Raw genomic sequence first — 20,286 nt, 5'->3', positions numbered from 1 at the left:
ACTTATGCATGAGCTTCAGCTCAGGTGAACTTTCCAACCTTAGTCATCTTTGCCGGGGTGGGACTAAGAAATTTTTATTAGAGAAATGGATTTCTGTCCCACTCCCAGTTTTGTACTTTCTAAGTACGTGAGCCATATGTGAAGTATTAAAAGATTATAAATGTTGAAATTCTATGTCATCACTTAGTCAATGTGAATATTAGAAACAGGTTGATTATTTGGTGCTTTTTTAGGCAATGTAACAGTGAGTATGCCATTGTCATATGATGCTTTAATGGCTGTTTCATCTACGTTGTCAAAAGGATATTGTCGTTTGACATTACTGTAATTACGTTCTTGGTGAATAATACGTCCTTTTTCTTCATTTTCAGTATTTTCAACGACTTGGTTGCCTTCTATTGTAAGTATATTATTTTCAAATTGTAGTTTGATATTCTCTTTTTTTATACCAGGTAATTCTGCTTCAACAATAAAAGCTTTATCAAGTTCTCTCACATCTGATTTAATACTTGTGCTGTCTGGGAATTTTTCGAAAAATTGACGGCCAAAATCTTTGAATAATTCACTAGGGTTACTTTCAAAAAATGAATTGTTAAATGGTTTCTTTTCAAAGTTCATTGTACATCTCTCCTAGAAATAATTTTATGGGTCTTCTCTAATTAATAGGGTATCATCATTTATGTATGCTTGTATTTTATTTTGCATCAAAATTTATGTTGTTCTTTTGACAAGACTCATATTGATAATGATAAATCATTCATGTATTTAACTCGGGTCTCATTTTACGCTAGAAATCATTTGTATTACATGAACAAAGGTTTGCAAAGAATAGTATAGAGAGGAATGAATAATAAGGATCTCAAATTTGAGGTATTTGACGTGCATGTTAAATTTGGTGATAGTCAAAAAAAGAGGTGAGTAAAGTCATAAAATAAACTGACATTACTCAACCTCACAATCATTAAATATCTTCAGAAAAATTCTTATTAACAAAATTTTTCAAGGTTTGCTTTAATTCAACGGCTTCTTCAATATCCATATTAAACTCACCAAATACTTTTTTGGATATTTTAGAAAGTGGTTCTTTAACATCTATACCTTTAGAAGTTAACGCGATTTGTAAATTACGTTCATCGTCAATCTCACGTGTTCTAGTTACATAGCCCTTTTTTTCTAGTTTTTTTAATAATGGCGTAAGTGTACCTGAATCTAAAAATACGCGTTGACCAAGCGTTTTGATATTTATTTTTTCATCTATGCTAATGGCTAATAGCACAATATAGCCAGTATAAGTTAAATCAAATTCTTTCAAATAACTTGTATATTTTTTTATTATCTCCTTTGAAGAAACATAAAATAAAAAACATAATTGTCGTTCTAATGTGCTCTCCTTCTCCTCCATTAAATCACCCCTTATAGAATTTAAGATTATTATGAACGATGTCCATTGTCAAGCAACAGTTGTGCGCCTCTTTACTACTATTATTATATAATATTTATTGAACTCCTTGATGCAAAATTATATGTGGTAACAAAATAAATAGACGAATCATAACAACAAGACTAATTTGAATGGAAGCGTTTCTCTATAATTGCTTTTTATAGATGAATTCTATCATTTTATAGATATATATTTGTGTTTTAGAACCACCTATATAATATTAATTAAGAAGATTTTGTTACAATAACGTTTGAATGCTTTATAAATGAAAAATAATCAGTCATAATAAAAATATTATGGATAAAAAAATAGTAGCGATGTATCAATGCAACGCTATCATTTTGTGATACGAGTAATTTGAGAGATTGATTCAATAAAAGGAGATTAATGATGAAGACATTTTTAAAAATTATAGGTCTATTAGTGTTATCACTGGTAATTGCAATCGTATTTTTCTTTGGTTTACGTACTTATCAAGGACATAAAAATTTAGAATTAGTAGATAATTATATGAAAGAGCACCAATTGACTGATAAGATTAAATCTGAAAAAACATTGTATAGTGGTAAAAAGGGGCTGTATTATAAGCAAGTTAAGTTTAAAGACGACAAAGATTACACATATGTCATTCAACCAATCAGTACATATAAAGGTATTTTAGTACAAGGATTTGACACTGAAACTAAGAAAAATGTCAAAGAAGCTAAATATAATGCGTTTGAAGAAGATTATAAACCTAAAAAGTAAAGATTATGATGCTGAAACATATTAAAATGTATGGGCATGATAAGCGTAATATTCAAAGGATTGAATGCTACGCATGTCATGCTCATTTTTTTATTATAAAAAGAGTATTAATTACGTCGGTAAAATGCGTATATATTTAATTTCATCATAGTGTAATTTGAAGTGTAATGGCGTTTCCGAACGAGAGTGATGTCTTATTTCTGCTTTAGGAATTGTAGATTGTTCAATATATCTTAGTAGTGATCGATCAATATATGTGTTATTAAATGAAGCGGGTAATGCATAATCTATAAAACCATGCTCTCTATTCAATGTTTGAATAAATAAAGTTATATCTGAAGGTAATACATCCTCTTTAAGTATATAGTGTTGCACATCATCTGTAGGTAATATTTGATGTATAGCATTGAATAGTAATAAATGTAAGGTTCGTTGTTCTTTATATACAATATAGTTTTCTCCTATTGCTACATGCATATCAAGAAAAGGTCTGACAAATTGATATAAGTACATTAACGGTTCGAATATACCATGACTATTCATGAGTGCGATGTCAGATTCTTCCTTTCGTATTAACTCATATCCAACGCCACATCCATGATTCAACATAATGAGCATATGACACATTAAATCATTCATATTTAGAGGCTGTGTTCTATCATACGAATTGAATCCTTGTTTGCTAAGTTTTGTATATACACATTTTGTATTGTCAATTTGCGCATCTTCTATAACTTTATTATAGTAATCAAAATAACTCATATCATTGTGAAAATGATTATCTTTTTTATTTAGTGATGTACGGACTGTTTCTTGTTCAATATCTAAGAAGTAATAATCAAAATGCAATCTGTGTAAGAGATTATAGGCATTTTTTAAGTTGTGTGATTGCTCGATAACACCTTCCACGGTGATGCCTACTTCGATATTTAAATTGACGTTTAAGTTTTTTACGCGGATATATAAGCGGTTAATATCAGTTAATGAAATATGCATGGCATCAAGCAAGATAAGGAAGTTATACGCTCTCTTTTGTTGTGTATATTCGGATTTGTATTTTAAAAATTGTAAGATTGTTGCTTCGATACTATCAAATTGTGATACAGATTTAATTCTGATTGCAATTCCAACATAATTAGAAAAAAGCGTATCTATAAAATCAATCATACCAGTTAAACTCAAACTTTCTAGTGCCAGCTTTCGACTATTGTTAATTAAAATATATACCTTTGTTAAATCCTTGAAATTAAGTTTAGGATTTAAATCAGATTGAACAATGTCCATTAAATTATCTACGTGTATAAAGAGCGTGGGCGCCTTTGTAGTACCATTAAAAGTAAGTTTACTTAAGTCTATAGTATATTGGTTAATTGTTTGTGGTTTACTCGATGTTAATTGATTTAAATAAACTTGGTAGTCACTTATGTCACTGTTAATTAAAGTGACACGCAGAGGATGCTTTGTTTGAAATGCTTTTCTAAATTCATTAGGTGTTGTGTTTAAAAATTGTTTGAACTGGTGAGTATAATTAGAATAATGATTAAAACCATATTGTTCTGAGATGAAATAGATTGTTTGTCTATTTTGAACTAATTCTTCAAGCGATAATGCGATTTTAAGACTAGTAATATAATGTTTGAAACTCATGCCTAAATATTTTTTGAATAAAATAGAAATGTAGGGAGCGGAAATATAAAATGTACGAGATACATCCTTGGATAATAAAGGCTTAGTAATGTGCGCTTTTATAAATGTTGTAATTTTATTTAATAGTGTATTTTCAGAATCAACGGATGGGATATACGCATAGTCACATTCAACTTTAGCTTCCTTGTTAAGTATTGTAATAGTTTCAGAAACCTGAGTTGCGTCTATGTTATCATACTGACTTAATTGCTGAATCATCGTTAAAATTTGATACTTCAAGTAAGTATCAGAATTTATTAATTTTGAATTATAGTAACAATTGAAAAAGTTTTTATCCATCTTGGTAAACAACTTAACTGGAATACTCATTTCTACAAGTTGCTCAGCATGTGAAATAAGGTATAAGTCGCAGTGATTCACGATGAGCATTCGGCTACCAGCTGATATATGTCTACCATTTATGGTAAGTTCTAATTGGTTATTTAATGAAAAGAAAAGTTTGACTTGGTCAATAGAGCGTCGTGTTGGTGTATTCAAATATTCATGAATACATAAAAGCGTATTGTCCATTAAGAAGCAACTCCTGAAAATAATTTGAAATGATGCATTGTTTAATTTTCATTATATTACAAAAAAATGTGAAGTTTAATACTTTAAATATAAATATTTTTATATTCTATAAAGTGTTTTAATGCTTAAAATTAAATTTTGCAAAATCAATCAAAAAAAGATGAGATAAATTTCTATATGAAAGTACTTAATTTTTAAAACAAATAGTAAATTTGTAAAGGAGCAATATATGGAACATATTTATTCGAAATTTTATAGCCAATTTGAAATAATCACTGAGCTTAAAACTGAAGTGCTCGGGGTAGTATTGCATGACGATGCAGAAAATTATGCTGCAAAAGATTATATTGAATGGTTACAAAATAGAATAGCGCGTGGTGAACTAGAAAAAGGGTGGGCCTGTGTCTATGTTGATAAAAATACATGTTATTGGTTTCATCCATCTCAGAATATAGAATGGCATTGTGGTCATACATTTGCGAATGCGCATTATATTGGTATTGAAAGATGTCAGTCGAAAATAGGCGGAATCTTATCTGATGAAGACTTTATGGAGAATGAAGAAGCAAGTTTTAAAATTGCTGCAATGTTATTACAAAAATATAAGTTGCCAGTCAATAGAGAAACTGTAAAATTGCATAAAATGTTCTATGATACAGAGTGTCCTGCTAGGGCTTGGGAGATTCATTTGAAAAATGCACCAACCAATCAACAAAATATGCAAAAATTACAAGACTATTTTATAGAAAAAATAAGAGCTTATGATTTATTTACAGAAGAAGAATTAATCGTTCTTGGATAATAATAGGGATAAGCCATCGTATAAGTAAAAATAATTAGAAAATAAGATTGCGTTCTTAAATGGAACCGGTTACAATAATGGTGTTGAGTATTTTGGTACCGGTTCCGTTGAATAGGAGGAAAGTAAATGAATTATAAAAAATCAGCAGAAGAGATATTACAAGCAATCGGAGGAGAAGAAAATGTAGACGCAATGGCTCATTGTGCTACTCGATTAAGACTTGTCTTAAAAGACGAAAGTATCGTTGATGAAGCAGCACTTGAGAAAATGGATGTTGTCAAAGGCACGTTCTCTACTGGAGGTCAGTATCAAATCATTATTGGTTCTGGCACGGTAAATAAAGTTTTTTACGAATTAGAGCAAATTACAGGTAAGGAAGCCTCTACGACATCTGAAGTGAAGGCACAAGGAAATAAACATATGAATCCGTTCCAGAGATTTGTGAAGATGTTATCAGATATATTTGTTCCTATTATACCAGCGATTGTTGCAGGTGGTTTATTAATGGGAATTAACAATATCTTGACGGCTCCAGGTATTTTTTACGATGGACAATCATTAATCGATGTGCATGATCAGTTCAAAGGTTTAGCAGAAATGATTAACATTTTTGCAAATGCGCCGTTTACCTTGCTTCCTATTTTAATAGGATTTAGTGCAGCGAAACGTTTTGGAGGTAATGCATTTCTTGGTGCTGCATTAGGTATGATCTTAGTGCATCCAGATTTAATGAGTGCATATGACTATCCAAAAGCTTTAGAACAAGGTAAAGCTATACCCCATTGGAATATATTTGGATTAAATATCAATCAAGTTGGTTATCAAGGGCAAGTACTGCCAATGTTAGTTGCTGCATATATATTAGCAACGATTGAAAAAGCATTACGTAAAGTAGTGCCAACAGTATTAGATAATTTATTAACGCCGTTATTATCTATTTTAGTCACAGCATTTATAACATTTTCATTTGTAGGGCCAATTACACGTACGCTAGGCTATTGGCTTTCAGATGGCTTAACATGGTTATACGAGTTTGGCGGTGCGATAGGTGGACTCATCTTTGGGTTGCTTTATGCACCAATCGTTATTACAGGTATGCATCATAGTTTTATTGCAATAGAAACACAACTTATCGCGGATAGTTCATCTACGGGTGGGTCATTTATCTTCCCCATTGCAACGATGTCTAATATTGCACAAGGTGCAGCAGCATTAGCCGCTTTCTTCATAGTTAAGGAAAATAAAAAACTTAAAGGTGTTGCATCTGCAGCTGGTATTTCAGCATTGTTAGGTATCACTGAACCAGCAATGTTTGGTGTGAATTTAAAACTAAGATATCCATTCATTGGTGCAATTATAGGCTCAGGTATTGGTGCAGCGTATATTTCATTCTTTAAAGTTAAAGCAATTGCTTTAGGTACAGCAGGTATCCCTGGTTTTATTTCAATTAGTGGTCAAAATCATGGATGGCTACATTATGGTATTGGCATGCTCATAGCATTCGTTGTAGCATTTGGCGTAACTTACGCTTTGTCATATCGAAAAAGCAACAAGGAAATTGCTAAATAAATAAATTGAGTTATTATTCGAATAAAAAAGCACAATCTTAAAATTTTTTAAGATTGTGCTTTTTTAATGCACCTTCACAATTTTTGTTTTCTCCATAAAAATGCACCTACTATAGAAACAATAACGAGTGATATGCCAATAACAATAAGCCAAGATATATAGCTGTGATCGTCTATAGGTAAGGGGACATTCATACCGAAAAAGCTGAATACTAAGGTCGGCAACGTCAGAAATACTGTGAACAAGGTCAATGTTTTCATTGTGTTATTCATTTCATTAGATAGTAATGATGCATAAGAAGTTGTGATACTTTCTAGGATGTCTGTGTAAAGACGCGTCGTTTCTAACGCTTGGTTGTTTTCTATCACTAAATCTTCTAAAATATCTTCATCTTCATCAAAGCGTTTAATTGCAGGCAAGCGGAATAATTTTTTAACAATACTTTCGTTGCCTTTTAACGCTGCTAAAAAGTACACTAAACTCTTTTCTACTTCCATTAAATTATATAATTGTTTGTTTGTAACATTATTTTTCAATTCACGTTCAATACGTAAACGTGTTTTATTAAGTAATCTTAAATTTCTATTATAGTGATTTGAAATTGTTAGCAAGATATTTAATGCAAAACGACTGTGAAAATGCAGATTTATGTTTTGACGCGTAAAATTATCTAGAAATTCGTTTTCAACCTCGCACACAGTCATAATTTTTTTATTACCAATAATAATCCCTAAAGGAATAGTAATAAAAGATAATACTTTTAAATTTCGATTATTAACGACAGGTAAGTCAATGATGATGAGTGAATAACCAGTATCCTCATCATATTCAACACGCGCACTTTCTTCAGAATCGAGAGGATCTCGAATGAAATCTTCAGGAATATTATAACGCTCAATTAAAGTTTCGATTTCTTCCCAATTCGGATCAACGACATTAATCCAAGATGCGCTTTGATTTAATTCAGATTCAATAATTTCGTGGTTTTGTCCATGTTTATATGCAGTTATCATAATATAACGTTGTCCTTTCTTAGAAACTCTTACATATATTAGCGAAGAAATGTAATATTGACAAGGATTCTATTACTATATCACTTTAGTTGTGCATTAGCCATGAGACGTAGGGGACCGTTGAAAATAATCTTAAATAAATAATCAACAACGACATCTGGTTCCATTCTATTTGGGTCTCTCACCCAATGTTTTATGAATGAAATTGTAGCACCATATACATAACTATGAAAATAATCTAACGGAATACCAGAGATACTATTTATATTACTCACATTTTTGGCCATATTTTCATACATTAGTTCAGAAATTTTTTCTTCAATATGACTTTTACGCTCTAAATTAAAGATTATTTGATAAAAATCAATATTATGATAAATATGTAAAATAATGCTTTTCAACACATGCTCCGAAAAATTTTTGGCAAAATCCTCAATATTTAAATCTTCCATTATGACTTTATAAAATTGGATTTCATCAGCTAAACCGGCTATATATTCATCCTCCATATCTGATAATAAGAGATATTTATCTTCATAATGCAAATAAAAAGTACCTCTATTAATATCTGCAAATGACGTAATATCCTGAATAGTAATTTTATCTAAATCTTTGTCTGATAATAATTGTATAAATGCATGTTTGATTGCTCGTTTTGTTTTTCGTACGCGACGATCTTCTACCATAATTATTAACTCCTTTCGTAAATTAATGGACAAATCATATTCATATGTCGTTAAAAGAACAATATGATTATCATTGCGTATTGTTTCTTGAATTATTCTCATTATAATAAACAAAGTAGATAATAATCAACAAAGTGTTCAATAAGGAGGATAAGTAATGAATATTTTCAAAAGTAAACTATTATGGATTGCACCAATCGCAATTTTAATCGTACTTGCAATTTTTTCAATTGCATTTTACCCAGCATATAACCCTAAACCTAAAGCATTACCAATTGCAATTGTTAACCATGATGATGGTACAAAAATTCAAAATAAAGATGTGAATATTGGCAAGAAATTAGAGGATAAGTTATTAGATAGCGATAGTGATACTATCAAATGGGTCAAAGTAGGTAGTGAACAAGAAGCACGCAAAGGTTTGGATGAACAAAAATATTATGGTACGGCAATATTTGAAAAAGACTTTTCAAAACATGCGATGAGCAAAACGCAAAAAGTCGTTATGGATAGTAAAAAATCAGAAATGCAGGATAAGGTAAAATCTGGTGAAATTCCACCAGAGCAAGCGCAGCAAATGCAGGCTAAAATGGCTAAAGCAGGTGGTTCACAAGACATCAAAGTGCAACGTGCTTCATTTAAAACGTTGATAAATAATGGTGCAAATATGCAAGCGTCCCAAATTGCAACACAAGTCTTAAAAGGTATGGGGGACAAATTAAATCAGCAAATAATGGATCAGAGTTTAACTTCATTAGAGAAGCAAGATGTGAAGGTCAGCGCAAGTGATATTAAAGGTATTACACAGCCAGTTAATGTTTCAGAACATAAAGTGAATAAAGTTAAGGATCATCAAGGTAATGGTAATGCATCATTCTTAATGTTTATGCCTGTATGGGTCAGTTCTATTGTGGCGTCTATATTATTATTCTTTGCATTTAGAACATCTGATAATATTCAACGATCTCAACGTATCATTGCGTCATTAGGACAATTGGCAATCGCTGTTGTTACAGCATTTATCGGTGGCTTTGGATATGTATACTTCATGTCAGGAGTACAAGGCTTTGATTTCCCGGATATCAATAAAATTGGTCTCTTTGTTTCAATTGCTTTACTTGGTTTTATAGGATTGATTTTAGGTGTTATGACATGGTTAGGCATGAAATCAATACCAATCTTCTTTATTGCTATGTTCTTTAGTATGCAATTAGTGATGTTCCCGAAACAAATGTTGCCAAAATTTTATCAAGATTATATCGTAAGCTGGAATCCGTTTACACATTACGGTGAATATCTCAGAGAATTATTATATATGAATCAACCATTAGAAATGAATGCGACAATGTGGATGTTTGTTGGATTTATTCTCTTTGGTATTGTTTCAGCAATAACAGCAGCTATGGTAAGAAAACATAGTGATAAACGTACAGAAGTACCATCTTAAAATTAAATAATATGAGTTCAAGCATCTAGCATGTTTTTATACTGCTAGGTGCTTTTTTTGTGTGAAAATCAATCGCTTATGATCATTGAATAGCATAATAGTATATAAATATTAGTAAAGAAATATAATTTAAGATTAGAAATTTGTAAAGTCTAGTAAATGATAAGCAATTTAAAATTTATAGCATAAAAGTTAATCGTTTATATATTGTTTAGAAGTCTGTTGTGACAGCATCTATGAGAAGTATTTATAATTTTGCAATCATATTACAACTTTATTTAGTAATTGCTTTGACATTTTAATGTTAAATTAACAATAACTTAACAAAAATAAGGTACAATTCACATAGTTTACAAATAATTTAAAGAGGTGTAACAATGGATTCTTCTGTAATGGAGATAATATTCACTTTTATCGGTGGACTAGGTATATTTTTATACGGAATTAAGCAAATGGGCGATGGATTACAGGCAGCTGCCGGCGATCGTCTTAGAAACATCTTAAATACGTTTACAAGTAATCCAATTATGGGTGTACTTGCAGGTATGATTGTAACAATTTTGATTCAAAGTAGTTCGGGGACGACAGTTATTACCATCGGACTCGTAAGTGCAGGGTTTATGACAATGAGACAAGCTATTGGGGTAGTCATGGGTGCCAATATAGGTACGACGGTTACAGCATTTATTATAGGTATAGACGTTGGTGCGTATGCGCTCCCTATTTTAGCGGTTGGTGCATTTTTAATCTTCTTTATTCAAAAACGTAAAGTTAAGAATGTAGGTATGATTCTATTTGGTTTTGGTGCATTGTTCTATGGTTTAGAGCTTATGAGTGGTGCTGTGAAACCTTTAGCTGATTTGGAAGGATTTAAACAAATAATGCTAGACATGTCATCTAATCCGATTTATGGATTAGCGGCAGGTACGATACTAACGGTTATCATTCAAAGTTCAAGTGCGACAATCGGTATTTTACAAGGGTTCTTCGCTAACGATTTAATTAGCTTACATGGTGCATTACCAGTACTTTTAGGTGACAATATAGGTACTACAATTACAGCAGTATTGGCGAGCTTGGCAGGATCACTTGCAGCAAAACGTGTTGCGGCTGTTCACGTTATGTTTAATGTAATAGGCGCAACGATATTCTTAATCATATTACCGGTTTATCAAATGGTTATAGAATGGATGCAAGGTGTTTTAAACTTGAAACCAGAAATGGTTATAGCATTTGCTCACGGAACATTTAACATCACTAATACATTGATCCAATTACCATTTATTTTTGTCTTAGCATGGATCGTTACGAAGATTGTTCCAGGTGAAGATTTAAATGAAAAATATAAACCAAGAACGTTAGATAAAAACTTAATTAACAGAGCACCAAGTATTGCTTTACAAGAAGCACAAGAAGAAATACAAAACATTGGTCATATGACCTTCGCAATGCTTAAAAGTGTGAACAGTTACGATGATAAAAAAGAAAGAGAAATCATCCATAAACACGCAGCAATTGATAATATGTATGACAATGTGCGTCAATATTTAACTAAGATATCTGAAAAGAAATTATCTCAAAAAGATGCAGAAAGAATGTCAGTGTTACAAGACGTTAATCGCACAATTTTAAAAGTAGCAGGTTTGTCAGAAGCTTATTTATTGGATAAGAAGAAAGAACAGACGAGTCAAATTCAAATTTCAGAAAAAGCAGAAGTGAGTATTAATCGACTATACGATCATGTCACTACGTCATTTGATAAAACAATTGATATGTTTGATGTATATGACCGAATGAAACGTGATGAAATTGTAAAAATAAGTAATGAATCGTATCGTTTAGAGCATGATTTAAGAAAAAAACATATTAAACGATTAAGTTCTGGAGAATGTACGCCAGAAGGTGGATTACTATATTTAGATATGATTGCAATACTTGAAAGAATTGGTTATCATTCAAGAAATATTTCGGAATCAATGATTGATATTGATGAAATAGAAACTGATGAAGATGAAGATGAAGAAACACCAGTAAATTGGTCATATTAAGTATGGTGTAAACTGGGGCACAGAGGTTCAGGCAATATTTGTTGTCTGAATGCCTGTGCATTTTTTATGTAAAAGAAAATCATAAGAGTAAGCGTTTTCGCTATCGTTATTAAAATATTTATTTTACAATTGTTAGTAGCATAATCAAAAATGGAGGTCACAAAGATGAGTGTCTTAGATAAGTTCAAGTTAGATGGACAGGTTGCTATTGTAACTGGTGGTGCATCAGGTCTTGGTAAAGCAATGGGTAAAGGACTTGCAGAAGCAGGTGCACACTTAGTTATAGCAGATATTAATCTAGCTTTAGCACAAGAAACAGCAGCTGAATTTGAAACAGAAACAGGGAACAAAGCATTAGCATGCAAAGTAGATGTCACAAGTCAACAAGATGTTTCACAGATGGTTGCAGAAGTGATGGAAACATTCGGACGCATTGATATTTTATTTAATAATGCAGGAATCAATGAACACGTTAAATTTGAGGACATGCCATACGATCGTTGGGTTAAAAATATGGATGTGAATATAAATAGCATGGTTCTCGTATCACAAGAAGTTGGCAAAGTGATGATTAAACAGCAGAAGGGGTCAATCATAAACACTTCTTCTATGTCAGGCATTATTGTGAATACGCCACAACCACAGGCGGCTTATAATACTTCTAAGGGTGCAGTTATTATGTTTACGAAAAGTTTAGCAAGTGAGTGGGCTGAACACGGTATTCGTGTAAATACGATTGCACCTGGTTATATGAAAACAGAATTGACAAAAGATTATTTTGCACAAGGTGGCGACATGATAGACACATGGATGAAGTTTACCCCGTTAGGTAGACCTGGTGTACCTGAAGAATTACAAGGTGCAGCACTTTACTTGGCATCAGATGCTTCGTCATTTGTTACAGGTAGTGTAGTCACAATTGATGGTGGCTATACAGCACTATAATTGAGTAGGTATACTAAAGATTAAATCTAAAATAAATCCAATTTAACTTATGTGCATAGGTGATTCTATGCATGTAAGCTTTTTTATTATATTAATCCTTAGTAAAACGATAAGAATACTTGACAAAAATTAAAATCACGCATAGTATTACATTTAATATAATTTTCAGAAAATTAAAACGAGGGGGATTTCAAATGACATCGATGAGTATTTTGGATCAAAGCCCAATAGCAAAAGATGAGCGTGTAAGGGATGGCATTTCGCGTACAGTAGCGTTAGCACAATTAGCGGATCGATTAAATTATAAACGCTTTTTTGTGTCAGAACATCATAATATTCCAGAGGTAGTAGGTACTAGTCCTGAAATTTTAGTAACACATTTACTAAATCAAACGCAGCATATACGAATTGGTTCTGGCGGTGTAATGTTGCAACACTATAGTCCATTTAAAGTGATTGAACAATTTCATTTTATGAGCCAAATCGCGCCAAACCGTGTGGATTTAGGTATTGGGAAGGCGCCAGGGGGATTCCGATTAGCAACGCAAACATTACAGTCAGAACTTAAATCGCCACCTTTAGCATTTGAAGAAAAATTTCAGTTGTTGAATCGTTTTAATCGACATGATTTTCAAAAGGATGAAGATTATCACAACCTGCAAACTGCAATTCGTGCTGATGAAGTGTCAAGACCAGAAGTGTTTCTGTTAGGTGCAAGTGAAAGCTCAGCGATTTTAGCTGCTAAAGAAAAAGTAGGTTTTGTATTTGCATATTTTATAAATTCAGATAAAGAAATCTTGCATAAAGCGATTCGCAAGTATAAATCAGAATATCCTGAGGGGCGAGTGATTGTAACTGTAGCAACAGTTATAACAGACAATGAAGATGAAAGACGAATGGTTGAAGCGGGACGCACGAATTATGCATTGCACTTTGATGATGGTAGAAAGATAACCGTGAATACGAAAGAACAACTTGATGATTTTAAAGTGCAAAGTCCTGAACAATTTCAAGTGACAGCAAATCAAACGGAAGTATTAAGTGGCGATGTTGAGACAATTAAGTCGGAATTGAATCAATTAAATAGGGATGGAGCCATCGATGAATTTATGATTCATATGCCAGTTGCTAACCACGCACTTAGAGTGAAAACAGTAGAACAACTTGCGCCAGCTACAGAAATATATAACAAGAAAGTGGGGATTGTATGAGCCAGCAAAAATTAGACTTTGGCATCATGTTGAATGGACCAGGTAGTCATATGAATGCATGGAAATCAGATCAAGTTCCGAATGATGCCAGTACGAATTTTGAATTTCAACTTAATATTGCCAAACGTGCCGAACAAGCAGGTTTCAGTTTTGTATTTGTAGCAGATGGATTATATATTCATGAGAAATCTATTCCTCATTTTTTAGATAGACATGAACCATTGACGCTATTAGCAGCACTTGCACCTGTGACACAACACATAGGTCTTGTTGGCACGATATCGACTTCATATAGTGAACCATATACAGTAGCAAGACAATTGGCAACTATCGATAGACTTAGTCATGGCCGTGCAGGGTGGAATGTAGTGACCTCACCATTAGAAGGCAGTGCAGATAATTATAGTAAAGGGAATCATCCAGAACACGATGTCAGATACGATATTGCAGAAGAACATTTACAAGTCGTTCAAGGTCTATGGGATTCATATGAAGATGATGCATTTACGTTTGATAAAACCAATGGTAGATATTTGGATAGAGCAAAAATGCACACCTTAAACTATGAAGGGAAATATTTTCAAGTTAAGGGTCCTTTAAATGCCGGTCGGTCTGAACAAGGACAACCTGTTATATTTCAAGCGGGTGCATCACCTAAAGGACAAGCATATGCTGCCAAATATGCAGATGCAATTTTTACACTAGGTGAAGACAAAGACGCTGCAATACGCAACTATGACAGTATTAAGCAGCAAGCAATCGAACAGGGGCGTAATCCAAATGATATTAAAGTTTATCCCATTTTAGCACCGATTATTGCTAAGACTGAAGAAGCAGTTGAACGACAATATGAAGAAATCAAAGCACTAACGAATATTGAAGAAGCCTTGGATTATTTAGGAAGATATTATGATCATCATGACTTTAGTCAATATGATTTAGACGCACCATTCCCCGATTTAGGTAATATTGGGCAAAATAGTTTCCGCGCAACTGTAGATGCCATAGCAATACGTGCAAAAGAAAAGCATTTAACGTTAAGAGAAGTAGCACTTGAAGAAACTGTACGTCGTTCACCATTCACTGGTACTTATGAAACCGTTGCAAATTTATTGATTGAATGGTTTGAAGATGGTGCAGCAGATGGGTTTATATTCGGACCACATATATATGGCACGGTTTACGATGATTTTTTAAATGAAGTTTTACCTATTTTAGAAGCCAAAGGTTACTATGATACGGGCTATCAAGGTACGACGTTAAGGCAACATATGGGAATACCGTATAAAGAAAATAGGTATAGTAAACAAAGTATTCATTGAGTCGAGGACATAACTAATTTCTCAGACCCATGCATACAGCAAAGTAACAGAACTCAGGTTGATAGGCACAACTAAAATCAATAGCGTTGTGTCTATTTTTTTATTAAAAAGGAGTGGATCACTATGTCAGAATCAAGTACAACACCATATAGACATGTCAGTCAAACGACAAATGAAGTAATCGTACAAGACAAGAAAAAGTTTCAATTACCCCATGTATTACTAATCATGTTGATGATGATGATGTTTGCTTGTTTTTTGACATATGTCATTCCAGCGGGCACTTTTAATACTGATAAATCCGGTGCAATTGTCCAAGACACATATCATTCGATTACACAGAATCCAGTGAATCCTATTTATGCAATTACATTAATACTTAATGGTGGTATAAAATCTGCGCAAACAGTGACACTGTTACTATTTATAGGTGGTGCAATGGGAGGTATTCTACAACTAGATTCTGTTAAGAAACTAACTAATTATATGATTTATAGATTTGAATCTGCAGGGGCATTGCCCTTAGTTATAGGTTTATTTTCACTGATGGCCTTTATAGGATTTTTTGTCGGTGGTGACCAAATGATTGTCTTTGTCACATTAGGCGTCATTCTAGTTCATCGATTAAAATTAGACCCGCTCATGGCTCTAGCAATTACGTTTTTACCACTTTATATGGCATTTTCAGTTTCACCCTCAGGTATGGACAAAATTGGGCAAATTGTTTATCCAGATGTAGCACTTTATTCAGGCTATGGTGGAAGAGCGATTATGTATGGTGTCTTTTTCGTAGTAACGCTTCTCTACGTGGTATGGTATGCCAAAAGGGTGATTAAAGATCCGAATCGTAGTTTGATGAATACACGTGCATGGCAGTTAGATATTAGGAATATGTCTTCACAAGACATTACTATTGAAGAACGTCAAGTCAATTGGAGAGATTATAGTGTAGTGTTATTAGTCGTTTTAACACCAATTATTTTAGCACTTGGTAATGGTTTGTTTAAATGGACTGAGAAATATGGCAACGGTGTCTTTATTACAGTCTTTGGTATTAGTTTTGTATTGGCTTATATGATAAAAAGTAAAACGCCAAGCGACATGGTAGATGGCTTTTTAGACGGTGCTAAGCCAATGTTGGTTGTGGCATTTGCTATAATTATGGCTAATACAATTAGTGTTATTTTAGAAAAAGGGCAAATACTAAGTACAATTGTTCACGTACTGACAACACAACTAGATGGAGCGCCTTCTGGATTGGTGTCCATTATAGTGTTTTTAGTGGCATTAGTATTTAATTTCTTAGTTCCTTCAGGGTCAGGACTTATGAGTGTGATGATTCCAATATTACAACCTGTGACTGAAACGCTAGGTGTGAATGACCAAATACTATTGACGTCATTATCGTTTGGTGGAGGTTTAGGGAATTTAATGACACCAACACTTGGAGCTACCATCGGGGCAATCGCTATAGCGAAAGCAAATTTCGGGTCTTGGATTAAATTTATGTTGCCACTCTTTGTACTGTGGATATTGGTAGGAGCCATCTTACTGTATATATTTACTGTGACTGGATGGTCAGGCGGTATATAAATAATAGTAGAATGAACATTAGATATGTGTCTATTGCATAGGTTAGAGATTGATCTTCGAATTAAAAACAAGTGGATAGTTTGAAGAATTGTCACTGTAATTTCTTCACAAATGTCCTATAATATGCTTGAGGAGGATTATCTATGCGTAGAGTACTTTATGCTTTTTTAATTTATACTATTTTAGGATTATTAAGTGGTTTCTACTATCGTGAGTTAACGCTAGCACATCACTTTACTGGAGATACACAACTTGTTGTCGTACACACACATACACTGATATTAGGTATGTTTATGCATCTTATTTTGTTACCAACAGTCAAAATATTTAAATTAGATAGCTATTATTTATTTAATTGGTTCTTCATCATTTATAATATTGGAGTACTAACAACAATAGGTATGATGTTTACAAAAGGAACATATCAAGTTATAGGGCTGAAAGTTCCTGAATCATTTGCAGGGTTTGCAGGTATTGGACATACTACGTTAACCGTAGGATTTATTTTATTATTCTTTTTATTAAGAAACGCCATTATTAAAAACCCAAGAAATTAAAAAATCGAGACGCTGAGACATGTAAATGTTATCTTAGCTTCTCGATTTTTTTGTTATTGCATTTTTTGTTGATTTTTATTTTTTAGCTTTTAAAGCATTATAGAAAATATCACGTTGTTTTTCTAGTGAAATTGGATCGTTATATTGTGTTTCTGAAACATCAAATTTAATAACATTGTTATTTTTTACTGCTGGGAGATTTTTCCAGTAATTTGTAGATTCAAAATCTGCTTCTTTATTACCATTCGTAGCAACAACTGCATAATCACCAATGTACTCTGTGAATTTCTCTGGGCTCAATGGTGTAGCAAATTTATCTTTTGTAGCTTTCGCGAGTGCTTCAGGTTGTTTCATACCATAGCCATCATAGAAAATTTCTGTACCACGGCCTAAGTGATTGCTAAAAGCCATCGTTCCTTTGGGTGTTTGTTGTACGACTGAGATTGATTTGCCTTTAATGACAGGTGCTAATGCTTTTTTATCTTTTGCCATTTGTTTATCCCATTGTTTAATCCATTGTTGTGCTTTATCTTTTTCGCCAACAACTTCTGCGAGTTTCAATGTATGATCTTTATAATTAGACTTTTCTGAGTCAAAGGCAATTGTTGGTGCAATTTTTTGTAATTTTTTAATATTTTTATCTTGTACAGTCGTAATAATTAAATCAGGTTTTTGAGTTGTAACTTGCTCAATACTTGTATTGTCGATACGTTTTACGCCTTTTGTGGCATCATTTAATACTTTGTTCTGTTCAACAAATTTAGGTACTGCAACTGGTTTGTGATCAAATTTAACAAGCGCACCAACATATGTAGGGTGCAAAACGACGATACGTTTTGGATCTTTTGGAATCTCAACTTTCTTATTTGTATCATCTTTAAAAACTTTTTGACCATTGTCATCAGATTTTGAATCATTATTGCTTGATTTATCGTTGCTACAAGCGCCTACAAATAATAATAAACATAAAACTAAAAATAATAATTTTTTCAATTGTTGTAACTCCTCTGCTAGTTAATTTTTTTAAAAAAATTACCTTTTCATTGATAATCGTTATCAATTATAGCATAATGGAAATAAGAGACAAGTCTTATTTTTGGGAGGAAGCAAAATGGATGACGTTATTATAATCGGTGGTGGCCCTGCTGGTTTATTTGCAAGTTTTTATTCGGGACTAAGAGGTATGAACGTACGAATTATAGATGTTCAAGATAAACTTGGTGGGAAAATGCATGTTTATCCCGAAAAAATCATTTGGGATATTGGTGGTTTAGCACCAAAGCCGTGTTATGAAGTGATTGAAGATACTGTGAAACAAGGCTTGCATTTTAATCCTGAAGTGAATTTAAATGAGCGCGTCGTGGATATTAGAAAAATTGCGGAGCAGCACTTTGAAGTAGAGACGGACCAAGGTCATGTATTTGAATCTAAAGCAGTGATTATTGCGATTGGTGGCGGCATTATTAATCCTAAACAATTAGACATTAAAGATGCAGAACGCTATAAACTGACAAATCTTCATTATGTCGTACAATCCCTTAAGAAATTTAAAGATAAAGATGTATTGATTTCAGGTTGTGGGAATTCTGCATTAGACTGGGCGAATGATTTAAGTGGTTATGCTAAAAGTGTAACGTTGATATACCGTAAAGCAGACATCAAAGGTTATGAAGCAATGCGAAATTTATTAGAACAACTTGAAGTTGAAAAGTTACCAAACACACATATTCACCAGTTAATTGGCGATGAATCTCAAACAAATATTGATCAAGTTGTCTTGGAAAATATTGAAACGGGTGAACAGACTGTTCGTCACTTTGATGATGTCGTTATTAGTCACGGTTTTGATAGAGAGAATACGTTGTTAAATCAATCATCTACGAAGGTAGACATGTTTAATGAATATAGTATTAAAGGTTTTGGTAACACTGCGACAAGTATTGAGGGGCTATATGCCTGCGGAGACATTATTTATCATGAGGCTAAGGCACATTTGATTGCAAGTGCATTCAGTGATGCAGCCAATGCGGCGAATTTGGCTAAATTATACATTGAGCCAAAAGCTAAGCCTGAAGGTTATGTATCAAGTCATAATGATATTTTTAAAGAATCAAATAAAGTTGTAATGAAAAAATATTTATAAAAATAAGATGATTGTTAGTAATGAGCGGGGACAAATGAAGATTGTCTCCGCTTATTTTTAATGTATTTATAAATGAGTTTAAGGTAAGATGATATTAGAACATTTGAAATTGGAGGTTTGTACCATGATTGAGATCAAACATAAAGCGCCAAGTGTATCAGATTATAGAAATATGCGTAGAATTGCTGGCTTAAGTGAGAAGTCACAAGCAGCGGCAGAGAAGGGGATTCATAACGCCTGTTTTGATGTGGCGATTTATGATGCGCAAACACTTATCGCTATGGGTCGTGTAATTGGAGATGGAGGTACAGCATTTCAAATTATAGATATCGCTGTACACCCTGACTATCAAGGTCAAGGTTATGGTAAAACAATAATGTCACAGATTATGTCATTTATTGAAACTGAGGCTGAAGAAGGAACCTATATAAGTTTGATAGCTGATTATCCTGCAGATCAATTATATGCTCAATATGGATTTATTACTACAGAACCGCATTCATGTGGTATGTATAGAAAATATTAAAAAGAGTGAATCGCATGAG

The 20,286-nt window shown here is 32.9% G+C and carries 18 protein-coding genes; 12 read left to right on the top strand and 6 right to left on the bottom strand.

The window, feature by feature from the left end; genetic code table 11:
* Positions 1 to 183: 183 nt before the first annotated feature.
* Positions 184 to 618 carry an Hsp20/alpha crystallin family protein gene (locus tag BJS11_RS05890; protein ID WP_069995562.1) on the bottom strand — a complete coding sequence of 145 codons (435 nt, stop codon included), beginning with the start codon at positions 616 to 618 and terminating at the stop codon, positions 184 to 186.
* 343 nt (positions 619 to 961) lie between these two features.
* Positions 962 to 1,402: a MarR family winged helix-turn-helix transcriptional regulator gene (locus BJS11_RS05885; protein ID WP_069995563.1), complete on the bottom strand. Its 441-nt coding sequence runs from the start codon at positions 1,400 to 1,402 to the stop codon at positions 962 to 964.
* A gap of 429 nt (positions 1,403 to 1,831) precedes the next feature.
* Between BJS11_RS05885 and BJS11_RS05880 the strand changes: the two genes are divergently transcribed.
* A complete protein-coding gene (locus BJS11_RS05880) occupies positions 1,832 to 2,188 on the top strand; it encodes a DUF3139 domain-containing protein (RefSeq protein ID WP_081333100.1) in 357 nt (118 codons plus the stop codon).
* A 111-nt stretch (positions 2,189 to 2,299) separates the two neighbouring features.
* On the opposite strand, the gene rsp is transcribed toward BJS11_RS05880, so the two are convergent.
* Positions 2,300 to 4,405, bottom strand: coding sequence for an AraC family transcriptional regulator Rsp (gene rsp / locus BJS11_RS05875; protein ID WP_069995565.1), 2,106 nt, complete (start codon positions 4,403 to 4,405; stop codon positions 2,300 to 2,302).
* A gap of 229 nt (positions 4,406 to 4,634) precedes the next feature.
* On the opposite strand from rsp, the gene BJS11_RS05870 reads away from it, so the two are divergent.
* Both BJS11_RS05870 and BJS11_RS05865 read left to right on the top strand, forming a co-directional pair.
* Positions 4,635 to 5,207, top strand: a complete 573-nt coding sequence (locus BJS11_RS05870; protein WP_069995566.1) for a peptidoglycan recognition protein family protein — start codon at positions 4,635 to 4,637, stop codon at positions 5,205 to 5,207.
* A gap of 126 nt (positions 5,208 to 5,333) precedes the next feature.
* Positions 5,334 to 6,776 carry a sucrose-specific PTS transporter subunit IIBC gene (locus tag BJS11_RS05865; protein WP_069995567.1) on the top strand — a complete coding sequence of 481 codons (1,443 nt, stop codon included), beginning with the start codon at positions 5,334 to 5,336 and terminating at the stop codon, positions 6,774 to 6,776.
* A 74-nt stretch (positions 6,777 to 6,850) separates the two neighbouring features.
* On the opposite strand, the gene BJS11_RS05860 is transcribed toward BJS11_RS05865, so the two are convergent.
* Both BJS11_RS05860 and BJS11_RS05855 read right to left on the bottom strand, forming a co-directional pair.
* A complete protein-coding gene (locus BJS11_RS05860) occupies positions 6,851 to 7,789 on the bottom strand; it encodes a magnesium transporter CorA family protein (protein WP_069995568.1) in 939 nt (312 codons plus the stop codon).
* An 80-nt stretch (positions 7,790 to 7,869) separates the two neighbouring features.
* Complete coding sequence (locus BJS11_RS05855) at positions 7,870 to 8,475, bottom strand: TetR/AcrR family transcriptional regulator (RefSeq protein ID WP_069995569.1); 606 nt, start codon at positions 8,473 to 8,475, stop codon at positions 7,870 to 7,872.
* 157 nt (positions 8,476 to 8,632) lie between these two features.
* On the opposite strand from BJS11_RS05855, the gene BJS11_RS05850 reads away from it, so the two are divergent.
* The 7 genes from BJS11_RS05850 (at position 8,633) to BJS11_RS05820 (ending at position 17,598) form a co-directional block, all read left to right on the top strand.
* Positions 8,633 to 9,922, top strand: a complete 1,290-nt coding sequence (locus tag BJS11_RS05850) for a YhgE/Pip domain-containing protein (RefSeq protein WP_069995570.1) — start codon at positions 8,633 to 8,635, stop codon at positions 9,920 to 9,922.
* A gap of 377 nt (positions 9,923 to 10,299) precedes the next feature.
* Positions 10,300 to 11,970 (top strand): Na/Pi cotransporter family protein, encoded by a 1,671-nt coding sequence (locus BJS11_RS05845; protein WP_069995571.1) that lies wholly within the window; start codon positions 10,300 to 10,302, stop codon positions 11,968 to 11,970.
* Positions 11,971 to 12,135: 165 nt separating this feature from the next.
* Positions 12,136 to 12,915: an SDR family NAD(P)-dependent oxidoreductase gene (locus BJS11_RS05840; RefSeq protein ID WP_069995572.1), complete on the top strand. Its 780-nt coding sequence runs from the start codon at positions 12,136 to 12,138 to the stop codon at positions 12,913 to 12,915.
* A gap of 194 nt (positions 12,916 to 13,109) precedes the next feature.
* Positions 13,110 to 14,126, top strand: coding sequence for an MsnO8 family LLM class oxidoreductase (locus BJS11_RS05835; protein ID WP_069995573.1), 1,017 nt, complete (start codon positions 13,110 to 13,112; stop codon positions 14,124 to 14,126).
* Positions 14,123 to 15,448, top strand: a complete 1,326-nt coding sequence (locus BJS11_RS05830) for an LLM class flavin-dependent oxidoreductase (RefSeq protein ID WP_069995574.1) — start codon at positions 14,123 to 14,125, stop codon at positions 15,446 to 15,448. The genes BJS11_RS05835 and BJS11_RS05830 overlap by 4 nt, the downstream gene beginning before the upstream one ends.
* A gap of 123 nt (positions 15,449 to 15,571) precedes the next feature.
* The gene (locus BJS11_RS05825) at positions 15,572 to 17,041 is read left to right on the top strand and encodes a Na+/H+ antiporter NhaC family protein (RefSeq protein ID WP_069995575.1); all 1,470 of its coding nucleotides are present in this window, start codon (positions 15,572 to 15,574) and stop codon (positions 17,039 to 17,041) included.
* A gap of 143 nt (positions 17,042 to 17,184) precedes the next feature.
* Entirely contained in the window at positions 17,185 to 17,598 is a 414-nt protein-coding gene (locus tag BJS11_RS05820; protein ID WP_069995576.1) for a DUF2871 domain-containing protein, read from the top strand.
* A 75-nt stretch (positions 17,599 to 17,673) separates the two neighbouring features.
* Here the strand turns inward: BJS11_RS05820 and BJS11_RS05815 are convergent, their stop codons facing one another.
* On the bottom strand, positions 17,674 to 18,591 hold the full coding sequence (locus tag BJS11_RS05815; RefSeq protein ID WP_069995577.1) for an ABC transporter substrate-binding protein: 918 nt from the start codon (positions 18,589 to 18,591) through the stop codon (positions 17,674 to 17,676).
* 118 nt (positions 18,592 to 18,709) lie between these two features.
* Between BJS11_RS05815 and BJS11_RS05810 the strand changes: the two genes are divergently transcribed.
* Both BJS11_RS05810 and BJS11_RS05805 read left to right on the top strand, forming a co-directional pair.
* Positions 18,710 to 19,741 carry an NAD(P)/FAD-dependent oxidoreductase gene (locus BJS11_RS05810; protein ID WP_069995578.1) on the top strand — a complete coding sequence of 344 codons (1,032 nt, stop codon included), beginning with the start codon at positions 18,710 to 18,712 and terminating at the stop codon, positions 19,739 to 19,741.
* 124 nt (positions 19,742 to 19,865) lie between these two features.
* The gene (locus tag BJS11_RS05805; RefSeq protein WP_069995579.1) at positions 19,866 to 20,267 is read left to right on the top strand and encodes a GNAT family N-acetyltransferase; all 402 of its coding nucleotides are present in this window, start codon (positions 19,866 to 19,868) and stop codon (positions 20,265 to 20,267) included.
* Positions 20,268 to 20,286 lie beyond the last annotated feature (19 nt).

The sequence above is a fragment of the Staphylococcus caeli genome (assembly GCF_900097965.1).
GTDB classification, from domain to species: Bacteria; Bacillota; Bacilli; order Staphylococcales; family Staphylococcaceae; genus Staphylococcus; species Staphylococcus caeli.
This window is presented reverse-complemented; position numbering and strand designations above follow the sequence as displayed.